This is a genomic window from Desulfobacterales bacterium (assembly GCA_034520365.1).
GTDB lineage: Bacteria > Desulfobacterota > Desulfobacteria > Desulfobacterales > Desulfosalsimonadaceae > M55B175.
Window position 1 is genome coordinate 55,001 of record JAXHNP010000006.1, and the last position, 16,177, is coordinate 71,177.

General features: G+C 52.1%; 15 protein-coding genes and 2 rRNA genes (1 of these 17 only partly in view). 10 read left to right on the forward strand and 7 right to left on the reverse strand.

Going from position 1 to position 16,177, the window contains the following annotated elements; genetic code table 11:
- Positions 1-338, forward strand: a 23S ribosomal RNA gene (locus U5L07_08145); it begins 2,637 nt to the left of the window's first position.
- Between the two features lie 50 nt (positions 339-388).
- A 5S ribosomal RNA gene (rrf, locus tag U5L07_08150) occupies positions 389-505 on the forward strand.
- A 249-nt stretch (positions 506-754) separates the two neighbouring features.
- Here the strand turns inward: rrf and U5L07_08155 are convergent.
- Genes U5L07_08155 through guaA form a run of 4 tightly spaced genes read right to left on the reverse strand, consistent with a single transcriptional unit; the run spans position 755 to position 4,198 of the window.
- Positions 755-949, reverse strand: coding sequence for a hypothetical protein (locus U5L07_08155; GenBank protein MDZ7831706.1), 195 nt, complete (start codon positions 947-949; stop codon positions 755-757).
- A gap of 5 nt (positions 950-954) precedes the next feature.
- On the reverse strand, positions 955-1,731 hold the full coding sequence (gene larB, locus U5L07_08160; protein ID MDZ7831707.1) for a nickel pincer cofactor biosynthesis protein LarB: 777 nt from the start codon (positions 1,729-1,731) through the stop codon (positions 955-957).
- Positions 1,732-1,750: 19 nt separating this feature from the next.
- On the reverse strand, positions 1,751-2,665 hold the full coding sequence (locus U5L07_08165; GenBank protein MDZ7831708.1) for a hypothetical protein: 915 nt from the start codon (positions 2,663-2,665) through the stop codon (positions 1,751-1,753).
- 3 nt (positions 2,666-2,668) lie between these two features.
- A complete protein-coding gene (gene guaA / locus U5L07_08170; GenBank protein ID MDZ7831709.1) occupies positions 2,669-4,198 on the reverse strand; it encodes a glutamine-hydrolyzing GMP synthase in 1,530 nt (509 codons plus the stop codon).
- 124 nt (positions 4,199-4,322) lie between these two features.
- Between guaA and U5L07_08175 the strand changes: the two genes are divergently transcribed.
- The 7 genes from U5L07_08175 (at position 4,323) to U5L07_08205 (ending at position 12,790) form a co-directional block, all read left to right on the forward strand.
- Entirely contained in the window at positions 4,323-5,108 is a 786-nt protein-coding gene (locus U5L07_08175) for a hypothetical protein (protein ID MDZ7831710.1), read from the forward strand.
- Between the two features lie 221 nt (positions 5,109-5,329).
- Positions 5,330-5,896: an elongation factor P gene (gene efp, locus U5L07_08180; GenBank protein ID MDZ7831711.1), complete on the forward strand. Its 567-nt coding sequence runs from the start codon at positions 5,330-5,332 to the stop codon at positions 5,894-5,896.
- Positions 5,897-6,163: 267 nt separating this feature from the next.
- On the forward strand, positions 6,164-6,733 hold the full coding sequence (locus tag U5L07_08185; protein ID MDZ7831712.1) for a TetR/AcrR family transcriptional regulator: 570 nt from the start codon (positions 6,164-6,166) through the stop codon (positions 6,731-6,733).
- A 35-nt stretch (positions 6,734-6,768) separates the two neighbouring features.
- Positions 6,769-8,580 carry an acyl-CoA dehydrogenase gene (locus U5L07_08190; GenBank protein MDZ7831713.1) on the forward strand — a complete coding sequence of 604 codons (1,812 nt, stop codon included), beginning with the start codon at positions 6,769-6,771 and terminating at the stop codon, positions 8,578-8,580.
- 306 nt (positions 8,581-8,886) lie between these two features.
- Positions 8,887-10,956 (forward strand): (Fe-S)-binding protein, encoded by a 2,070-nt coding sequence (locus U5L07_08195; protein ID MDZ7831714.1) that lies wholly within the window; start codon positions 8,887-8,889, stop codon positions 10,954-10,956.
- 77 nt (positions 10,957-11,033) lie between these two features.
- Positions 11,034-11,822 (forward strand): electron transfer flavoprotein subunit beta/FixA family protein, encoded by a 789-nt coding sequence (locus tag U5L07_08200; GenBank protein MDZ7831715.1) that lies wholly within the window; start codon positions 11,034-11,036, stop codon positions 11,820-11,822.
- Complete coding sequence (locus U5L07_08205) at positions 11,822-12,790, forward strand: electron transfer flavoprotein subunit alpha/FixB family protein (GenBank protein MDZ7831716.1); 969 nt, start codon at positions 11,822-11,824, stop codon at positions 12,788-12,790. Before U5L07_08200 ends, U5L07_08205 begins: the two co-directional genes overlap by 1 nt.
- Positions 12,791-13,000: 210 nt before the next feature.
- Here U5L07_08205 and U5L07_08210 read toward each other — a convergent pair whose 3' ends face one another.
- Both U5L07_08210 and U5L07_08215 read right to left on the reverse strand, forming a co-directional pair.
- Positions 13,001-13,465: a four helix bundle protein gene (locus U5L07_08210; GenBank protein ID MDZ7831717.1), complete on the reverse strand. Its 465-nt coding sequence runs from the start codon at positions 13,463-13,465 to the stop codon at positions 13,001-13,003.
- Entirely contained in the window at positions 13,462-13,635 is a 174-nt protein-coding gene (locus U5L07_08215) for a hypothetical protein (protein ID MDZ7831718.1), read from the reverse strand. The genes U5L07_08210 and U5L07_08215 overlap by 4 nt, the downstream gene beginning before the upstream one ends.
- Positions 13,636-13,829: 194 nt before the next feature.
- Here U5L07_08215 and U5L07_08220 point away from each other — a divergent pair, with 194 nt between their 5' ends.
- A complete protein-coding gene (locus U5L07_08220; GenBank protein ID MDZ7831719.1) occupies positions 13,830-14,738 on the forward strand; it encodes a PHP domain-containing protein in 909 nt (302 codons plus the stop codon).
- Here the strand turns inward: U5L07_08220 and cls are convergent.
- Positions 14,735-16,174 (reverse strand): cardiolipin synthase, encoded by a 1,440-nt coding sequence (gene cls, locus U5L07_08225; GenBank protein ID MDZ7831720.1) that lies wholly within the window; start codon positions 16,172-16,174, stop codon positions 14,735-14,737. The two genes, U5L07_08220 and cls, sit on opposite strands and share 4 nt — an antisense overlap.
- Between the last annotated feature and the right edge of the window lie 3 nt (positions 16,175-16,177).

Consider the following 16,177-nt stretch of genomic DNA (forward strand, 5'->3'; position numbering starts at 1 on the left):
TACGTGAGCTGGGTTTAAAACGTCGTGAGACAGTTTGGTCCCTATCTTTCGCGGGCGCAGGATATTTGAGGGGAGCTGTTCCTAGTACGAGAGGACCGGAATGGACGAACCAATGGTGATCCAGTTGTCGCGCCAGCGGCATAGCTGGGTAGCTACGTTCGGTCGGGATAACCGCTGAAAGCATCTAAGCGGGAAGCCCCCCCCGAGATGAGATATCCCTTCCGGTGGAGACACCGGAACTGAAGGCCCCTTGAAGAAGACGAGGTAGATAGGCCGGGTGTGTAAGTGTGGCAACACATTGAGCTAACCGGTACTAATCGGCCGTGCGGCTTAGCCACAATCTTTTTCGGTCTGAACGTTTTGATGAGGCTACATTGCAAGGATTTATTTCGGTGGCGATGGCAAAGGGGACACACCCGTCACCATCCCGAACACGGAAGTTAAGCCCTTTAGCGCCGATGGTACTGCACGGGTAGCTGTGTGGGAGAGTAGGTCGCCGCCGAAATATTCTTTATATAAAAAGCCCCTGGACAAGCCGGTATAACGCCGACTTCCAGGGGCTTTTTTTTTTGTCTTACTCTTAATCTTAATCAAAAGGCACTAAGGGCCTGAGGCACTCAGGCACTAAGGGGGAAGGATTGTATCTTTTTAAAAAGGAAGCTTTCCTTTTTCACTCAGTGCCTCAGTGCCTTGGGACCTCAGGACCTTAGGACCTCCGCACCTCAGGACCTCAGTGCCTTTCTCGCTCAGTGCCTTAATCACCAAGCGCCTCAATATCGTCCTTGATTTTTTGTCCAGCCTCTTCGGCCGTCTTCTTGGCATCCCTGGCCCGATCAATGGATTCTATTTTTTTGGTGCCATCTGCGGTTTCGGTCCTCATGTTCTGGATCACGAGGATACCCACAATCAAGGTGACGATTAAGAGTCCCACAGCTAAAAGGCTTCGCATGGCGGCTATTCCTTTTTTAAATGCGGCCTGGCTGATATATGATTGATGGCGGAAGCCACATACCCGGCGCCAAACCCATTGTCAATGTTTACGACCGATACATTTGAGCTGCAGCTGTTAAGCATTGAAAAAAGGGCGGTAAGCCCGTTAAAGCTCGCCCCGTAGCCGATGCTGGTCGGCACCGCAATCACGGGCCCCGATACAAGACCGGCCACAACACTTGGCAGCGCCCCCTCCATGCCGGCGACCACAATAAAAATATCCGCGGCCTCGATTTTTTCTTTGTAACTGAACAGCCGGTGAATGCCGGCGACCCCCACGTCAAATACGGTGTCTACAATATTTCCCATGGCCCGGGCAGTAAGAAAGGCTTCCTTGGCCACCGGGATGTCCGAGGTACCGGCCGACATCACCAGAATGGCACCGTTTCCTGTGATCGGCACTTCCTTGCGGGAAAGAACGAGCATTTGTGCATCCGGATGGTAATCGGCATCCGGAAATATTTTATTGACCGCTTCTGCCTTTTCCGCATCAAGCCTTGTGACCAGAATGATTTCATCCTGGCGCGCCATTTTTTCCATGATGCCGATGATCTGCGCCGCGGTTTTGCCGTGTCCGAAAATAACCTCCGGAAACCCTTTACGGAGCGTTCGGTGATGATCAATATGGGCATATTCGATATTTTCAATACTTAAGTGCTTAAGCGACTCGGCCGCCTCCTCAACAGAAGTCTGTCCGCCGGCCACCGCATTGAGCATTTTTTTTAACGATTCAGGGGTCATTTGAATTTACCGGCATCTGCTAGTCGATTTCCTGCTCGATAATTTGTCCGTTTTCCGGGACAGGCATTATTTCTGAATTCGATTCAGTTGACGGCGGTTTTATCGGTCCTTGCATTGCCGCCTGATTGTCAACCTGCTTTTGCAGCGTGTCTATTTGGGATTCCAATTCATCCATATGACTGCGCATGTCATCCATACGACTGCGCATGGTTTTCAGCTTATCCCCATAGGCTGCCAATTCGCTGAAAAGGGTTTCTGTTGTGTGCGCCATATTCTGTTTATTAAATTCCCGTTCTTTTGCCAACGCCTTGTCAAGGGTTTCCCGGTCCACCATGGCGTCAGAAACCATGTCGATTGTTTCTGAATGGGCGGCGATCTGGTTTTGTATGTCGGATTGAGCGGCTTTTAGCTTCTTAGTGGTGTCCGTTAATTCGCCTATGTCGCTGCTGATTTTTTGAATCCGGGCTTCAATCGGGCTGATGGTTTGCTTGAGGCCGCCGAGATCCTTTTCGAACGCGGCCACACCCGCCTGGAGCTTATCAATGCGGCTGCTGGTATCAGTTATCGAAGATTTTAGCGTCGCCACCTCTTTTTGCAGGGATTGCTCAAGAGCGGATACCTGATTGCTGATATCTGCGATTTGTTCATTCAATTGCCGGGACAGCTCGGCGATTTCTTCTGAGCCGGATGTGTTGATGGTTTGCAGCCGATCCTGGATATCATAATAGAACCAGGCCATCCCTGCGCCTAAAACCAGAAAGCCCAAGAATAAAAGGAAAATCGAATTGCCGGGTGATTTCCGTTCTACCTTGGACGGTTTTCTGGTTTTTTTTTCAGACGGTGGAACCTTGGCTTCGGGTTCGGATGGCCCGGCTTCGGGTTCCGGTTTGTCCAGCCCGATTTTAAATCCGTTGGGTTGATTCTCTTCCACCATATATTATTCCCATTCAATTGTGCTGGGGGGTTTGGAACTAATGTCATAGGCCACCCGGTTGACCCCGCCGACCTCATTGATAATGCGGTTTGAGATGCGGCCCAGCAGTTTATACGGCAGCCTCGCCCAGTCCGCGGTCATGGCGTCCTTGCTGGTCACCGCCCGGATGGAGATAATATTTTCATAGGTCCGCTTATCGCCCATGACGCCCACACTTTTAATCGGGAGCAGTACAGCAAACGACTGCCAGAGGCGCTTGTAATAGCCGCTGGCTTTGATTTCCTCCAGCAGAATGGCATCCGCCTTTCTCAATATGGACAAGCGCCGCTGGGTGATTTCCCCGATGATCCGAACGGCCAGACCGGGCCCGGGAAAGGGCTGACGCCAGACCAGCTCTTCCGGCAGTCCGATGGTTTTACCGAGTTTGCGCACCTCATCTTTAAACAGGTATTGCAGCGGCTCCACCAGTTTAAGCTTCATTTTTTTGGGAAGCCCCCCTACATTATGATGGGATTTAATGATCGAAGTGGGGCCGCCAAAGGCGGAGCGTGATTCAATGACATCCGGATAAAGGGTGCCCTGGGCCAGAAATTCCGCGCCCTCAATTTTTTTGGCCTCATTCTCAAATACGTCCATGAAAACTTTGCCGATAATTTTGCGCTTTTTCTCAGGATCCTTCACACCGGCCAGAGCGGATAAAAACGGCTTCCGGGCATTAACAAACCGGATGTTGATGTCCAGGTGCTGCTTAAGCAGTTTTTTTAACCGCTCGCCTTCGTTTAGGCGAAGCAGCCCGTTATCCACAAATATACAGGTGAGGTGCTTGCCGATGGCTTTGTGGATTAAAAGGGCGGCAACCGATGAATCCACACCGCCGCTTAAGCCCAGAATCACCTTTTTGTCGTCCACCGATTCGCGGATGGTGGAGATGGCATCCCGGGCAAAGGCTTTCATGGTCCAGTTCTGCTTGCAGCCGCAGATCCTCACAATAAAGTTTTTGAGCATCTGTTTGCCTTTGGGCGTATGATGGACTTCCGGATGAAATTGCAGGCCATAGAGATTTTGTTTGGGATTGGCCACCGCGGCAAAATCGGTGTTGGCCGTGGATGCGGTGACCGTAAAATCGGGGGGAAGCCCGACAATGGCATCCCCGTGGCTCATCCAGCAGGAGGTGTTATTTTCGATATTTTCAAAAAGCCCGGATGCCTCCTTTATGTTTAATTCGGCAAAACCGTATTCGCGCTTGCCCGCCTTTTCCACTGTGCCTCCCAGGGCATGGATCATAAACTGCATGCCATAGCAGATCCCTAAGACCGGAATGCCCAGATCAAATATGGCCGGATCGATTTTCGGGCTGTTAGTCTCATATATGCTCGCCGGGCCGCCGGAGAGGATAATGCCTTGTGGATTTAGCGCTTTAATGGTCTCAATATCCGCAAATGGCGGTTCAATCTGGCAGTATACGCGGCATTCGCGAACACGGCGGGCGATTAGCTGATTGTATTGAGACCCGAAATCGATAACAATGACCATGAATGCCTCATAAGCCTGGAAAAATAAATACTTATCTGCGTACGCAAACAATTTGATTAAATAAAATTAATATGTTAAAGCAAGCCGGAAATGTCAACTGAATTTTAAGCTGTTAGCGTTTTAAATGTCCGTGGAACGATTGATTACACAGATTTACGAGATTCAGACACCGGATGAGGCTAGGTTGTGCGCTGATTGCGGAGTGGATCATATCGGAAGTGTGATCCTTTCTGAAAAAGACTGGCGGCAGCCCGCCATTTACGAGACCATTCGGGCGGCGGGGGCTGCAAATGCGAAAAGCAGCTTGATCCTCCTGTTTAATGACAGAGAAACGGTGTTTTCCGCCCTTGGCTACTATCAGCCGGATATTGTGCATTTTTGCGAGGATTTAACCGCTTTTGCCGGGGAGCCGGATTTGGCCGCATCCCTTAAGCCCTTGCTTGATTTGCAGGCAGAAATCCGCTCGCGCTTTCCGGACATTGAAATCATGCGCTCCATCCCGATTGCGGAAGCCGGCAACAACCCAAAGGGGCGGGTATTGGAATTTGCCCGTTTGCTTGAGCCGGTGAGTGATTATTTTTTAACCGATACCTGGATAACCGGCGGTGCGGTGCAGCCGGTATGCGGGTTTGTGGGAATTACCGGAAAAACCTGTGACTGGCGTGCCGCCTCTGAGTTGGCGGCGAACAGCCGGATACCGGTTATCCTGGCCGGCGGACTGTCGCCGGATAATGTCTATGACAGCGCCGTATACGTGCGCCCGGCCGGGGTGGACAGCTGTACCCGGACCAATGCGGTGGATGATGCCGGAAATCCGATCCGGTTTAAAAAGGATTGGGAAAATGTTCGAAAGTTCGTCAAGGAGGCCCGTCGGGCGGAAGAGGCGCTTTTTAGCAAGACGATTTTTTGAAAATATTAAATTTTTAAGATAACAAGGCAGTTAATCGTACTCAGGCCTGCGCGAGCAGGCCGGTACGCGTACTCGTGCTCGTACTCGAAAATTTTTGTTTCCGATTACGATTACGAGTACGAGTACGATTACGATTACGAGTACGAGTACGATTTAATATAAAAGATTTTTTATAATACACTTTGATAGACAACAAATTAGAATAACAGGAGACAGTAACAATGTATGAATGCGGCGACCTTCGCAAAGGACTGAAAATCGAAATTGATGGGGAACCCCATGTGATTGCGGATTTCCAGTTTGTCAAGCCCGGCAAAGGCCAGGCGCTTTATAAGTGCCGGCTGAAAAATATGCTGACCGGCGCCCAGTTTGACCGGACGTATCGGTCGGGCGAGAAGTTCAAGCCCGCCAATCTGGAAGAGCAGGAAATGGAGTTTCTCTATTTTGACGGCGAACAGTACTGCTTTATGAACACCTCCTCCTTTGAACAGGAATTTTTGACCGCGGATCAGGTGGGTGAGACCGCGGCCAAGCTGTTAAAAGAAAATACCAAATGCGATGTGCTGCTGTTTGACGGCAGACCCATCGGGATTTCACTCCCCAATTTTATCGACCTCCGGATCACCAGGGCCGACCCCTGGGTGAAAGGGGATACAGCATCCGGCAGCTCCAAACCCGCCACCCTTGAGACCGGATACGTGGTCCAGGTCCCGCCGTTTATCGAGGAAGGTGAAAAAGTCCGCATTGATACCCGGACCGGGCAGTATGTGGAACGGGTGAAGGAATAGCCTGCCGGGAAAATGTCACCGCATCTAAGGCGTCAAGTGACGTCTCGCACAGGCCTCCATCGCTCGGCGTCATCTTTCCTCTCTCTGCGGTAGACTTGAAAATCGCTCAATTTGGGTAAAAAAGCCGAATATTTTTCTTGACAGCGAAAAATTTGGTTTGTTAATGAATGAATACTCATTCAGTGAATGAGTATTCATTTTTAACAGAGAGGTGTCATTATTTCGCGCCAAGAAAAGACAAACAAGAGCAACGGCAAGTACCAACTGATATTAAATGCCGCCATCAAGGTGTTTGCCGAGCAGGGGTTTTATAAGGCCACCATTTCCCAGGTTGCCCGCGAGGCCGGCGTCGCTGACGGGACCATCTATATCTATTTCAAAAATAAAGCGGACATCCTGAATAATTTTTTCAGCCATAAGACCCGTCTGGTGTTTCAGCGCTTCCGGGAAACGGTGGAGCAGGCGGAAAACGCCGAGGATAAGCTAAGAAATTTGATCCGCCGGCATTTGTCCGAATTCCAGCGGGATCGGAACATGGCCGTGGTCTTTCAGCGGGAAGCCCTTCAGGCCCGCTACATTGCGGATGAGTATATAAAGGACATCACCAAGATGTATCTGGACATTGTGGGCGAAATCATCGTCCAGGGCCAGAAGGAGGGGACGATCCGGAAAAATTTTCAGATCGGACTCGGCAAACGCTTCATTCTGGGCGCGGTCAACGAGGTGATCAATACCTGGGTCACCACCGGCGGAAAGTATGATCTGGTATCCATGGCAGATCCCCTGGTGGATCTCTATTTGCAGGGGATCGGTCAAAAAATACAGACAAGGCATTAACATTATTATTATTTCACTAAAAGGAGCAAAAGGATATGGCACAATCAATTAATGACCGAAGGGATGTCGATTTTGTCCTTCACGAGCAACTGAACGTGGATCAATTCAGCAAGCATGAACGCTACGCCGAGTTTAACAAGAAAACGGTGGATCTGGTTATTTCCGAGGCCCGCAACCTGGCCATCAAGGAAATACTGCCCAGCCGAAAAGAAGGCGATGAGCAGGGCTGCACCTTTGAGAATGGGAAAGTCACGATACCGGAAGTGCTGAGGCGGCCGTTTGAATTGCTTTGCGAGGGGGAGTGGACCGCAATGCCTGAAGATCCGGATTACGGCGGGCAGGGGATGCCCCGGTCGGTTGCCATGGCAGCGTCCGAGTATTTCAACGGCGCTAACTATGCTTTTATGATGTATGCCGGCCTGACCCATGGGGCGGGTAAACTGGTTGAAGCATTCGGCACGGATGAGCAGAAAAAACTCTATTTGAAGAATCTGTTCACCTGCAAATGGGGCGGCACCATGCTTCTTACCGAGCCCAATGCCGGCTCCGACGTCGGCGCACTGGAAACCAAGGCGGTGCCCAACGGCGACGGCACCTACGCCATAACCGGCCAGAAGATTTTTATCTCCAGTGGTGAGCATGACTTGACAGAAAATATTGTGCACCCGGTCCTTGCCCGGATCGAGGGCGCGCCTGCCGGCACCAAGGGGATTTCCCTGTTTCTGGTCCCCAAATACCGGGTCAATGACGACGGCAGCCTGGGCGAATTCAACGATGTGACCTGCGTGGGCATTGAAGAGAAAATGGGCATCCATGCCAATTCTACCTGTACGTTGAACCTGGGCGATAAGGGCAACTGCATCGGAACGCTGTTGGGCGAAGAGAACAAAGGCATGCGGGCCATGTTCCTGATGATGAACGAAGCCCGGCTGCTGGTTGGCATGCAGGGATTCGCCTGCGCGACCGCCTCCTATATCAATGCGGTGAATTATGCCAAAGAGCGCGTTCAGGGCCGGCATCTCCTGAAAATGATGGAAAAGGACGCCCCGGCGGTCACCATTATCAACCACCCCGATGTCCGGCGGATGCTGCTTTCCATGAAAGCCTACGTGGAAGGCATGAGAAGCCTGCTCTACTATGTGGCCTTTTGTGAGGACAAAGCCAATACCACCGATGACGAAGCGGAAGCCGAAAAATATCTCGGCCTGATTGATCTGCTGATTCCGATTGCCAAGGGCTATGTCACCGACCGGTCATTTGACGTGTGCAACTGGGGCATGCAGGTCTATGGCGGCTACGGCTACATCAGCGAATATCCGCAGGAGCAGCTCATGCGGGACTGCCGCATCACCCAGATTTACGAGGGAACCAACGGCATCCAGGCGATGGATCTGCTCGGCCGGAAGCTGGGAATGAAAAAAGGCAAGCTGGTCATGGATCTGATGGGCGAGGTCAATAATACCATCAACTGGGCTAAGGGCATTGAGGGCCTGGAAGATATGGCGGCCAAGGTTGAAGAAGCCTTGAACAAGCTGGGTGAAGCGGCCATGCATATGGGCAAAACCGCCATGTCTGAAAAAGTTCTGCAGGCCTTTGGCTTTGCCTATCCGTTCATGGAAGCCTGCGGCGACGTGGTGCTTTCCTGGATGTTGCTGTGGCGGGCCGTGGCTGCCAAGGAAGCCCTGGCCAAGGCCAAGAAAAAGGATGTGCCCTTTTACGAGGGCCAGATTAAAAGCCTTGAGTTCATGGCTTACACCGTGCTGCCAAGCGCGCTGGGCAAAATGAATGCGATTCTGGGAACCAACGGCGCGGTTGTTGAAATTGATGAAGCCTCCTTTATCGGATAAATAACTACCTAAAATCGCTCAATTTAGGAAACACCTAAGTTGGGTAAACAGAAAATTCATAAAGGGTATCGGTTCAGGGGGCTTCGAAAAGGCGAGGGGCCCCCTGACTTTTTTGGCGGTTAAACGGCCAATTGTCCGGGATACCGTTAACTCGCAAGCGACTGAATTTTTTCTTGACTGACCGGGCGTTTTCACCTATGAATGAACGTTCATTCATAGTATATTCGGATTTTTAGATATCGTCGACCTCGCAGCGGTTGATGCGCCGGGCGATTTGACGCGAAGAAAGGAGAAGGAACGCATATCATGGAACCATTACTGCAGTCACCGGCAAGTTTTGATATTTTCGGCATCCCCACCGTGATATTTTCTGTGCTGATACCGGTGGTGGCTGTCGCTCTGTTTGCTTATATTATCGCCAAGCGATTGGCGCCGATCGTGAAGGCCCGGCCGGACCATCGATTTGACCGTCCGGCGGAGCGGATCAAAAATATTCTTAAAATCTGGCTGGCGCAATGGCGGCAGCCCCGATACATGATGGCCGGGGTTATACATATCATCATTTTCTTTGGCTTTCTGATTCTCTCCATCCGGTCAACAGAACTGGTGATCAAAGGAATTTCCGCGGATTTCGTATTCCCCGGGTTAAACACATTTCTGGGCGATATCTACTACGCGCTAAAAGATTATGCGGCCACCGCGGTATTCTTTGCCGTGATTATCGCCGCCATCCGGCGGGGCATCTTCAAGCCCGAACGCTATCAGTACACCAAGGCCTATCCCCATGACCACACATGGGAGGCCATGCTGGTGCTCTTTTTTATCGCCGCCCTGATGGTCTCGGAGAGCCTGTTTGAGGCCGCGCATGTGGCCGCACAGATTCAGGTTGGCGTCACGCCTGATTTTCTGGCCCCAGCCACATTGGGCTGGTTCTTTAAAAGCCTGCTTGTGGATGAATCCCAGGCCATGCTGCAGAATGTGCATATCCTCTCTTATTACGTCCACGATATTGTATTCTTCACATTTTTGTGTTTTCTTCCCCTGGGCAAGCACTTCCATGTTATTACCTCGATTTTCAATGTCTTCTTCATGCGCCTGGAAAAAGGCAATATCCGGCCGGTCCGCTACGGGGTCAGCGAAGCGGAACTGGATGATCTGGAATCATTTGGGGTTAAAAAGTATGAGGATTTTACCTGGAAGGATATCCTGGATTTTTATACCTGCGCGGACTGCGGCCGGTGCTCGGACAACTGCCCGGCCAACACGGTGGGGCGGCCGCTCTCGCCGCGGTTTATTTCTCTTAAAGGAAGAGACTATGCATTCTCCCATTATCCGCTGATGGGGGAATTCGCCGCTGGTGGCGGAGCGCTGATCGGCGATATTTACAGTGAGGATGAAATCTGGTCCTGCACCACCTGCGGGGCGTGCGAGCAGGAATGTCCGCTGGGAATCGAATATATCAACAAGATTGTGGACCTGCGCCGCGGGATGGTGGATGAGGGCAATGTGCCCCAGTCCCTGCAAAAGCCGCTTCAATCCCTTGAAAAACGCGGCAATCCCTATGGGAAGCTTGAGAAAAAGCGGGCAGACTGGACCAAGGATATCGAGGACTGTGAAATAAAAATTCTCGAGAAAGGTGAAACTGCTGGAATCCTTTATTTTGTTGACTCCTGTACTTCCTATGACGACCGGATGCAGTCCGTGGCCCAGGCCAATGCCAGGATTCTCTGCGCCGCAGGGATTGACTTCGGGGTTTTGGGCAAAGCGGAAAAAGACTCCGGCAATGAAATCAAGCGGTTTGGCGAGGAAATGCTCTTTCAGGACATCAAAGCCCAGAACACCGAGGCGATTCAAAATGCCGGCGTCAAACGGATCGTTACCGGTGATCCACACGCTTATAACGCATTGAAAAATGAATATACCGATCTGCCGGCGGTGGAACATATCAGCCAGACGGTGCTGAAAGGGGTTAAATCAGGCAAACTCAAGCTCTCCGGCGTTACGGAAGAGGAAAAGGACAAGGTGTTTGTCTATCATGATCCCTGTTACCTGGGGCGCCATAACGAGATGTATGAAGACCCGCGGGCGGCGATTGACTGTATCCCCGGCATTAAGCGGGCGGAAATGCTGAGAAGCCGGGATCGTTCATTCTGCTGCGGCGGCGGGGGGCTGATGCTCTTTTACGAACCCACGGAAGATGAGCGCATGGGGGTCAGGCGCGTGAAAATGGCCCAGAAGGCGGGCGCCCATGTGATCGTTACCGCCTGTCCGTTCTGCCTGACCAACCTGGAGGACGGCATCAAGGTGGCCGGCCTGGAAGGCAAAATGGAGGCGATTGATCTGGGTGAACTGATCGCCAACCATATTATTAAATAAATTAGCGGTTAGGTATTGGACCAACACCCAATGCCCAAACCCAACACCAACTTTAAACAGATCAGGTGGAGGCGAATATGGAAATTTTGGTATGTGTAAAGCGCGTTCCCGACACTGCTGAAAATGAGATTGAAATCAACAGCGAGGGAAACGACATCGAAAGAGACGACTTGGTGTATTCGGTCAATGAGTGGGACAACTACGCGGTCGAAGAAGCCATCCAGATCGTGGACAAAGTGGGCGGCTCAGTGACTGTCGTCACCGTCGGAGACGAGGAATCTGAAGAGGTGCTGCGCCGCGAGATGGCCATGGGCGCCCAGAACGGACTCCTGTTGACCGATGACGCCTTTGAAGGCTCCGACGGCAGAGGCATTGCCTCAATCCTGGCCGCGGCCGTCAAGAAAGGCAATTATGATCTGATCCTGACCGGCGCCCAGGCCGATGACGGGGCGGCAGAGGTTGGCGGCATGCTGGCTGCCATGCTGGATGTCCCCTATGCCTCTCTGGTCAACACCATCGAGGTGCAGGACAGCAAGCTCAAAGTCGGCCGCGAGGTTGAAGGCGGCAATCAGGATATGTATGAGATTGAAATGCCTTGTGTTCTTTCCATCCAGACAGGTATCAACGAACCCCGTTATGTCGGTATCCGCGGTATCCGGAAAGTGGCATCGGTTGAAATTCCGGAACAGGGGGCTTCAGATCTCGGCATTGATGCATCAACCGTTGGCGAAAAGGGGGCCAGAGTCAAGCGCATGGATTACTTCATGCCGGAAATGGGCGAAGGCGCCGAAATGCTGGAGGGCAGCACGGAAGAGATTATTGAAAAACTCATTGAATACTTGAAAGCCAAAGGAGGGTTGAAATAATGGCTGATATTTTTGCATATATTGAGCATGACCAGGGAGTCGCGGATGATTCCGCGCTGGAGTTGCTGACAGCTGCCAAAAAGATCTTCCCGGATGCACCTGTAACTGCCGTTGTCATGGGATCCGGCGGGGATCTGGATAAGGCCGCAAATGATGTGGCCGCCTCTTACAATGCGGTCTGGAAAGTTGATAACGCTGCTTTCTCCTTTCCGGATGCCGAAGCCGCGCGCAAGGCGCTGGTCAATATTCTGCCGGCCGACTGTGTTCTGCTGGTGCCGCATGCCCATTTGGGAATGGATCTGAGCCCGGGCCTGGCAATTAAGATGGATTCCGCGTTTGTACCGGATATCGTTGATGTGGAAGGCCTTGAGGGAAATACCCTGAAGGTAATCCGGCAGGAGTTCGCCGGCCAGGTCAGCGCCCATGTCCATGCGGATATTTCCAGCGGCGCAGTGGTCAATATCCGCCCCGGCGTATTTCAGCCGGATGAAAGTAAGTCCGGCGGCGGGGATGTGGCGGACAAGTCCGGCGATACCGGAGATATCTCCGTTAAGCGCAAATATCTTGAGACGGTCCAGGCCGAAGCCGGTGAAGTCGATATCACCAAATCAGAAGTTCTCGTATCCGTTGGCCGCGGCGTTGAAGACGAAGACAACATTGAGACGATGTTTGATCTCGCCGAAGCCATGGGCGCGGATGTCTCCTGTTCACGGCCGATCGTTGATGCCAAGTGGCTTGAAAAAGCCCGCCAGGTGGGGACTTCCGGACAGACCGTAAAGCCCAAAGTCTACATGGCCTTAGGCATCAGCGGCTCATTCCAGCATATGGGCGGCGTTAAGGGCAATCCCTTTATCGTAGCCGTGAACAAAAATGCCAAGGCCCCGATCTTCCAGGTGGCAGACGTGGGCATCGAAGCCGATATCCTGGAGTTTGTGCCGGAACTGACCGAAAAAATTAAAGAACTTTAGTACTGACAGTTCTGCTTTTGGTAAATCATAAGCCCCGGGTTGCAATCCAACCCGGGGCTTTTGTATTATTAAGCCGACTCTACGACGCATGTCGCCGTAGGGCAGGCCACCGTGCCTGCCTAAAAAAAGACAGAACAAATTTGCCCTGGCCAAAAAAATCACGGCTAATTTGTTCTAACCGCAAAATCCATACCCCCGGTCCTGTTAACGCTAAGGTTGGGATTCGTTTTCCTCGCTATCGGGATCGAAATCGGGATCGAAATCGGGATCGAAATCGCTATCGGGATCGAAATCGATGCTGTAGACTTCCTGATCCTCTCGAACTTGGTATCCTCTTCCGCCGAGACGGCTGAGCATCGCGGCCATACGGTCGAGTTCATCCTTGCGGTTCCGGCTTTCCATCTTGTCCAGCGCCTTGCCGACAACCAGCACATCTTGAATCGCCGCGCACTCAAGCGCGGAGCCACGAGCGATTTCGAAATAACGCCTTCGGTCGGCTTCCGCGGTCTTGCCATTACCTTCGGCGATATTGAGCGGTATCGACTGGCTGGCCCGAAGCCATTGATCCCGGGCGGGCCGATGGACTCCGTTCAGGCTGTCGGCCTTCTCGTAAACCCATGCAACGTAGCCTATTGAAAGGCGATAGACGTCCAGTTTTTCGTGTCCAAGGGTCATATTTTTTTCGATCCCGATCCCGATAGCGATTTCGATTTGGATCTGGCCCGAAGCCATTGATCCCGGGCGGGCCGATGGACTCCGTTCAGGCTGTCGGCCTTCTCGTAAACCCATGCAACGTAGCCTATTGAAAGGCGATAGACGTCCAGCTTTTCGTGTCCAAGAGTCATATTTTTTCGATTTCGATCCCGATCCCGATAGCGATTTCGATTTGGATACAGAACAAATTTGCCCTGGCCAAAAAATAAACCAAGTTGTGTTTGACGGGTTGATATGCTATATTTAAATCTTAATATAACACCATGCCAGTTTATTGGTATTGTGTAAAAAAATACAGGTTGTTGCTAAAGGACCCGAACCATTAATGGATGATCGCGCCAACCGGGTGATTTTTGAATTGCCCGATATAGCAGAGTTAAATAAAACCCACAGCGTTTTTGACCTTCACTTCCACACCCGTTTTTCCGACGGCGTGAATACCCCCCGGCAAGTCGCCAGAAAGGCGAGAAGTCTGGGCATTGGCATCGCAATCACCGATCACAATGCCGTGGCCGGCGCCCTCGAAATGCAGGCGTTCAAGGATGTGTTAAGTATTCCGGGCATTGAAATCACCTCCCGGGAAGGGGCCCACCTCCTGGTCTATTTTTATGAATACAGGGCGCTTATGCATTTTTATGATGTGGAGGTCATGCCGTTTCTGGGAAAGGAGCTCATGTCCTCGGTGATGCTCACGATGGAGGAGATCATCTCCCGGGCGAGAAAGTATGAAGCGGTCATCATCTTCCCGCATCCCTATTGCGCCATGTACACCGGGGTCTGCAATTCCATGTTTACTGCGGACCGGCAAAAGGAACTGCTTGAAATGGTGGATGGCGTGGAGGCGATAAACGCCGGCAATCTTAAGAAATGGAATCTTCAATGTGCGCTGCTGGGATTTAACATGAACAAAGCCATCACCGGGGGCAGTGACGGCCACAGTCTCTATCAGATGGGTAAAGCCGTGACCTATGCCCAAACCCCCGGGGACCGGACAGCCTTTCTGGATGCCGTGCGCGCCGGCGAAGTCCGGATCATGGGCAAAGAGATTGCGTTTATGCGTAAAGTGGCGTCAAATGGTGCCAAACTCCGGACGAACCTGAAGAATTCCCCGGATATTATGGAAAAAAATGTGCGCTACTCCTACGCCCTCATCAACCGAAAGTCCCGCCAGGTAAAAGCCCGGATGCAGCGGCGTCTCTATAATCGGCGGCTGCGCAAGAACTCCTCCCTTTAGAAATAAGGGGAAAAAAGCCACATCAGCGCATCCCGGAATTTAATGATCAGCGGCCGCTGATCGATATCCGATAAATGGATTATCTGCGAGTGTTTGATCCGGTGTTCAATATGGCTGGCAATAGTCTTGGCCACATGGTGATCATAGATTTCAACGGAGAGTTCGAAATTTAACCGGAAGCTTCTTGGGTCAAAATTGGCTGAGCCGATCTGGGCATACTGCTGATCCACTACAAATAATTTGGTGTGCACAAACGGGGGCGGCTGGTAATAGACCCTTACCCCCCAGTAAAGCAGTTCCCGAAGCATATTGTTGGTCGCCCACTGAATAAAGGGCAGGTTGTTTTTCCCCGGCAGCACGATCCTGACGTCAATTCCCCTCAGCGCTGCGCTCTGGAGCGCGGAAGCCATTTCAAGGGAGGGCAGAAAATAAGGGGTCATAATCAGCACCTGCTCCCGGGAGGAGGAGATTGCCCCCAGGATGATGGTGGAGAGCTTATTGATATCCTCATTCGGCCCGTCTGTTATCGCCCGGCAAATGGCCGGCCCGCTTGGGGCCGGGGGTGACGGCCGCGGGGCGGATATCTCACCGGTGCAAAACGCCCAGTCTTCCAAAAACGCCTGTTCAATCTGCATGATCACCGGGCCCTTGAGCCGAAAATGCATGTCAATCACGCGGGAGCGGTTGCTTGTATGATGGGCCAGATGGCGATCGCCAATATTCATCCCCCCGGTAAAGGCGATTTTTCCGTCTGCGATTAATATTTTCCGGTGATTGCGCAGGTTAATATGAATGGTGGGCGGAAAAAGGCTTGGCGGAATGAACCGCGCCACTTTTACCCCCCGTTTTTTAAGAAGGGCGCCGGCTCGCGGGAAATAATAGTATTCCCCCACGCCATCGATCATCACCCGAACATCCAGACCGCGCCGGGCCGCCCGGGAGAGGGCCTCGATGAAGTCCCGACCGGTTTTGTTGGTTTCAAAAATATAAGTCGTTAGAAATACATAGTGTTTCGCCTGGTCAATGCTCTCAATCATTTCCGGATAGGCGGTTTCGCCGCCGGGCAGAAGGTCCACGCGGTTTCCGTCAACCAGCGGCAGCCGGGTGACCCTGTCTGAAATCCGGGCAATTTGCGCATAGGAGCGGGGCAGCTTCAACTGGGAGGCAGCGATGGAGACCTCGGAGACAGCCTGTTGGTATTCGTGGCCCCCAAGCGAATAGGCGGACCGCTTGTCCTCCAGCTTTCTGGCGCGGGTTTCCACCCGGTTGATACCGAACAGAAAATATAGAAAGGCGCCCACAAAGGGGAAAATCAGGCATACCGCAATCCAGCCCAAAGCCGAGGAGGGGGTTCGCTTGTGAAGCAGCGCATGCCCGGCCGTGGTCAGGGAGAGCAGTATGTTAAGGGTCAGGATAAAACCGTGTATAATATCCATGCC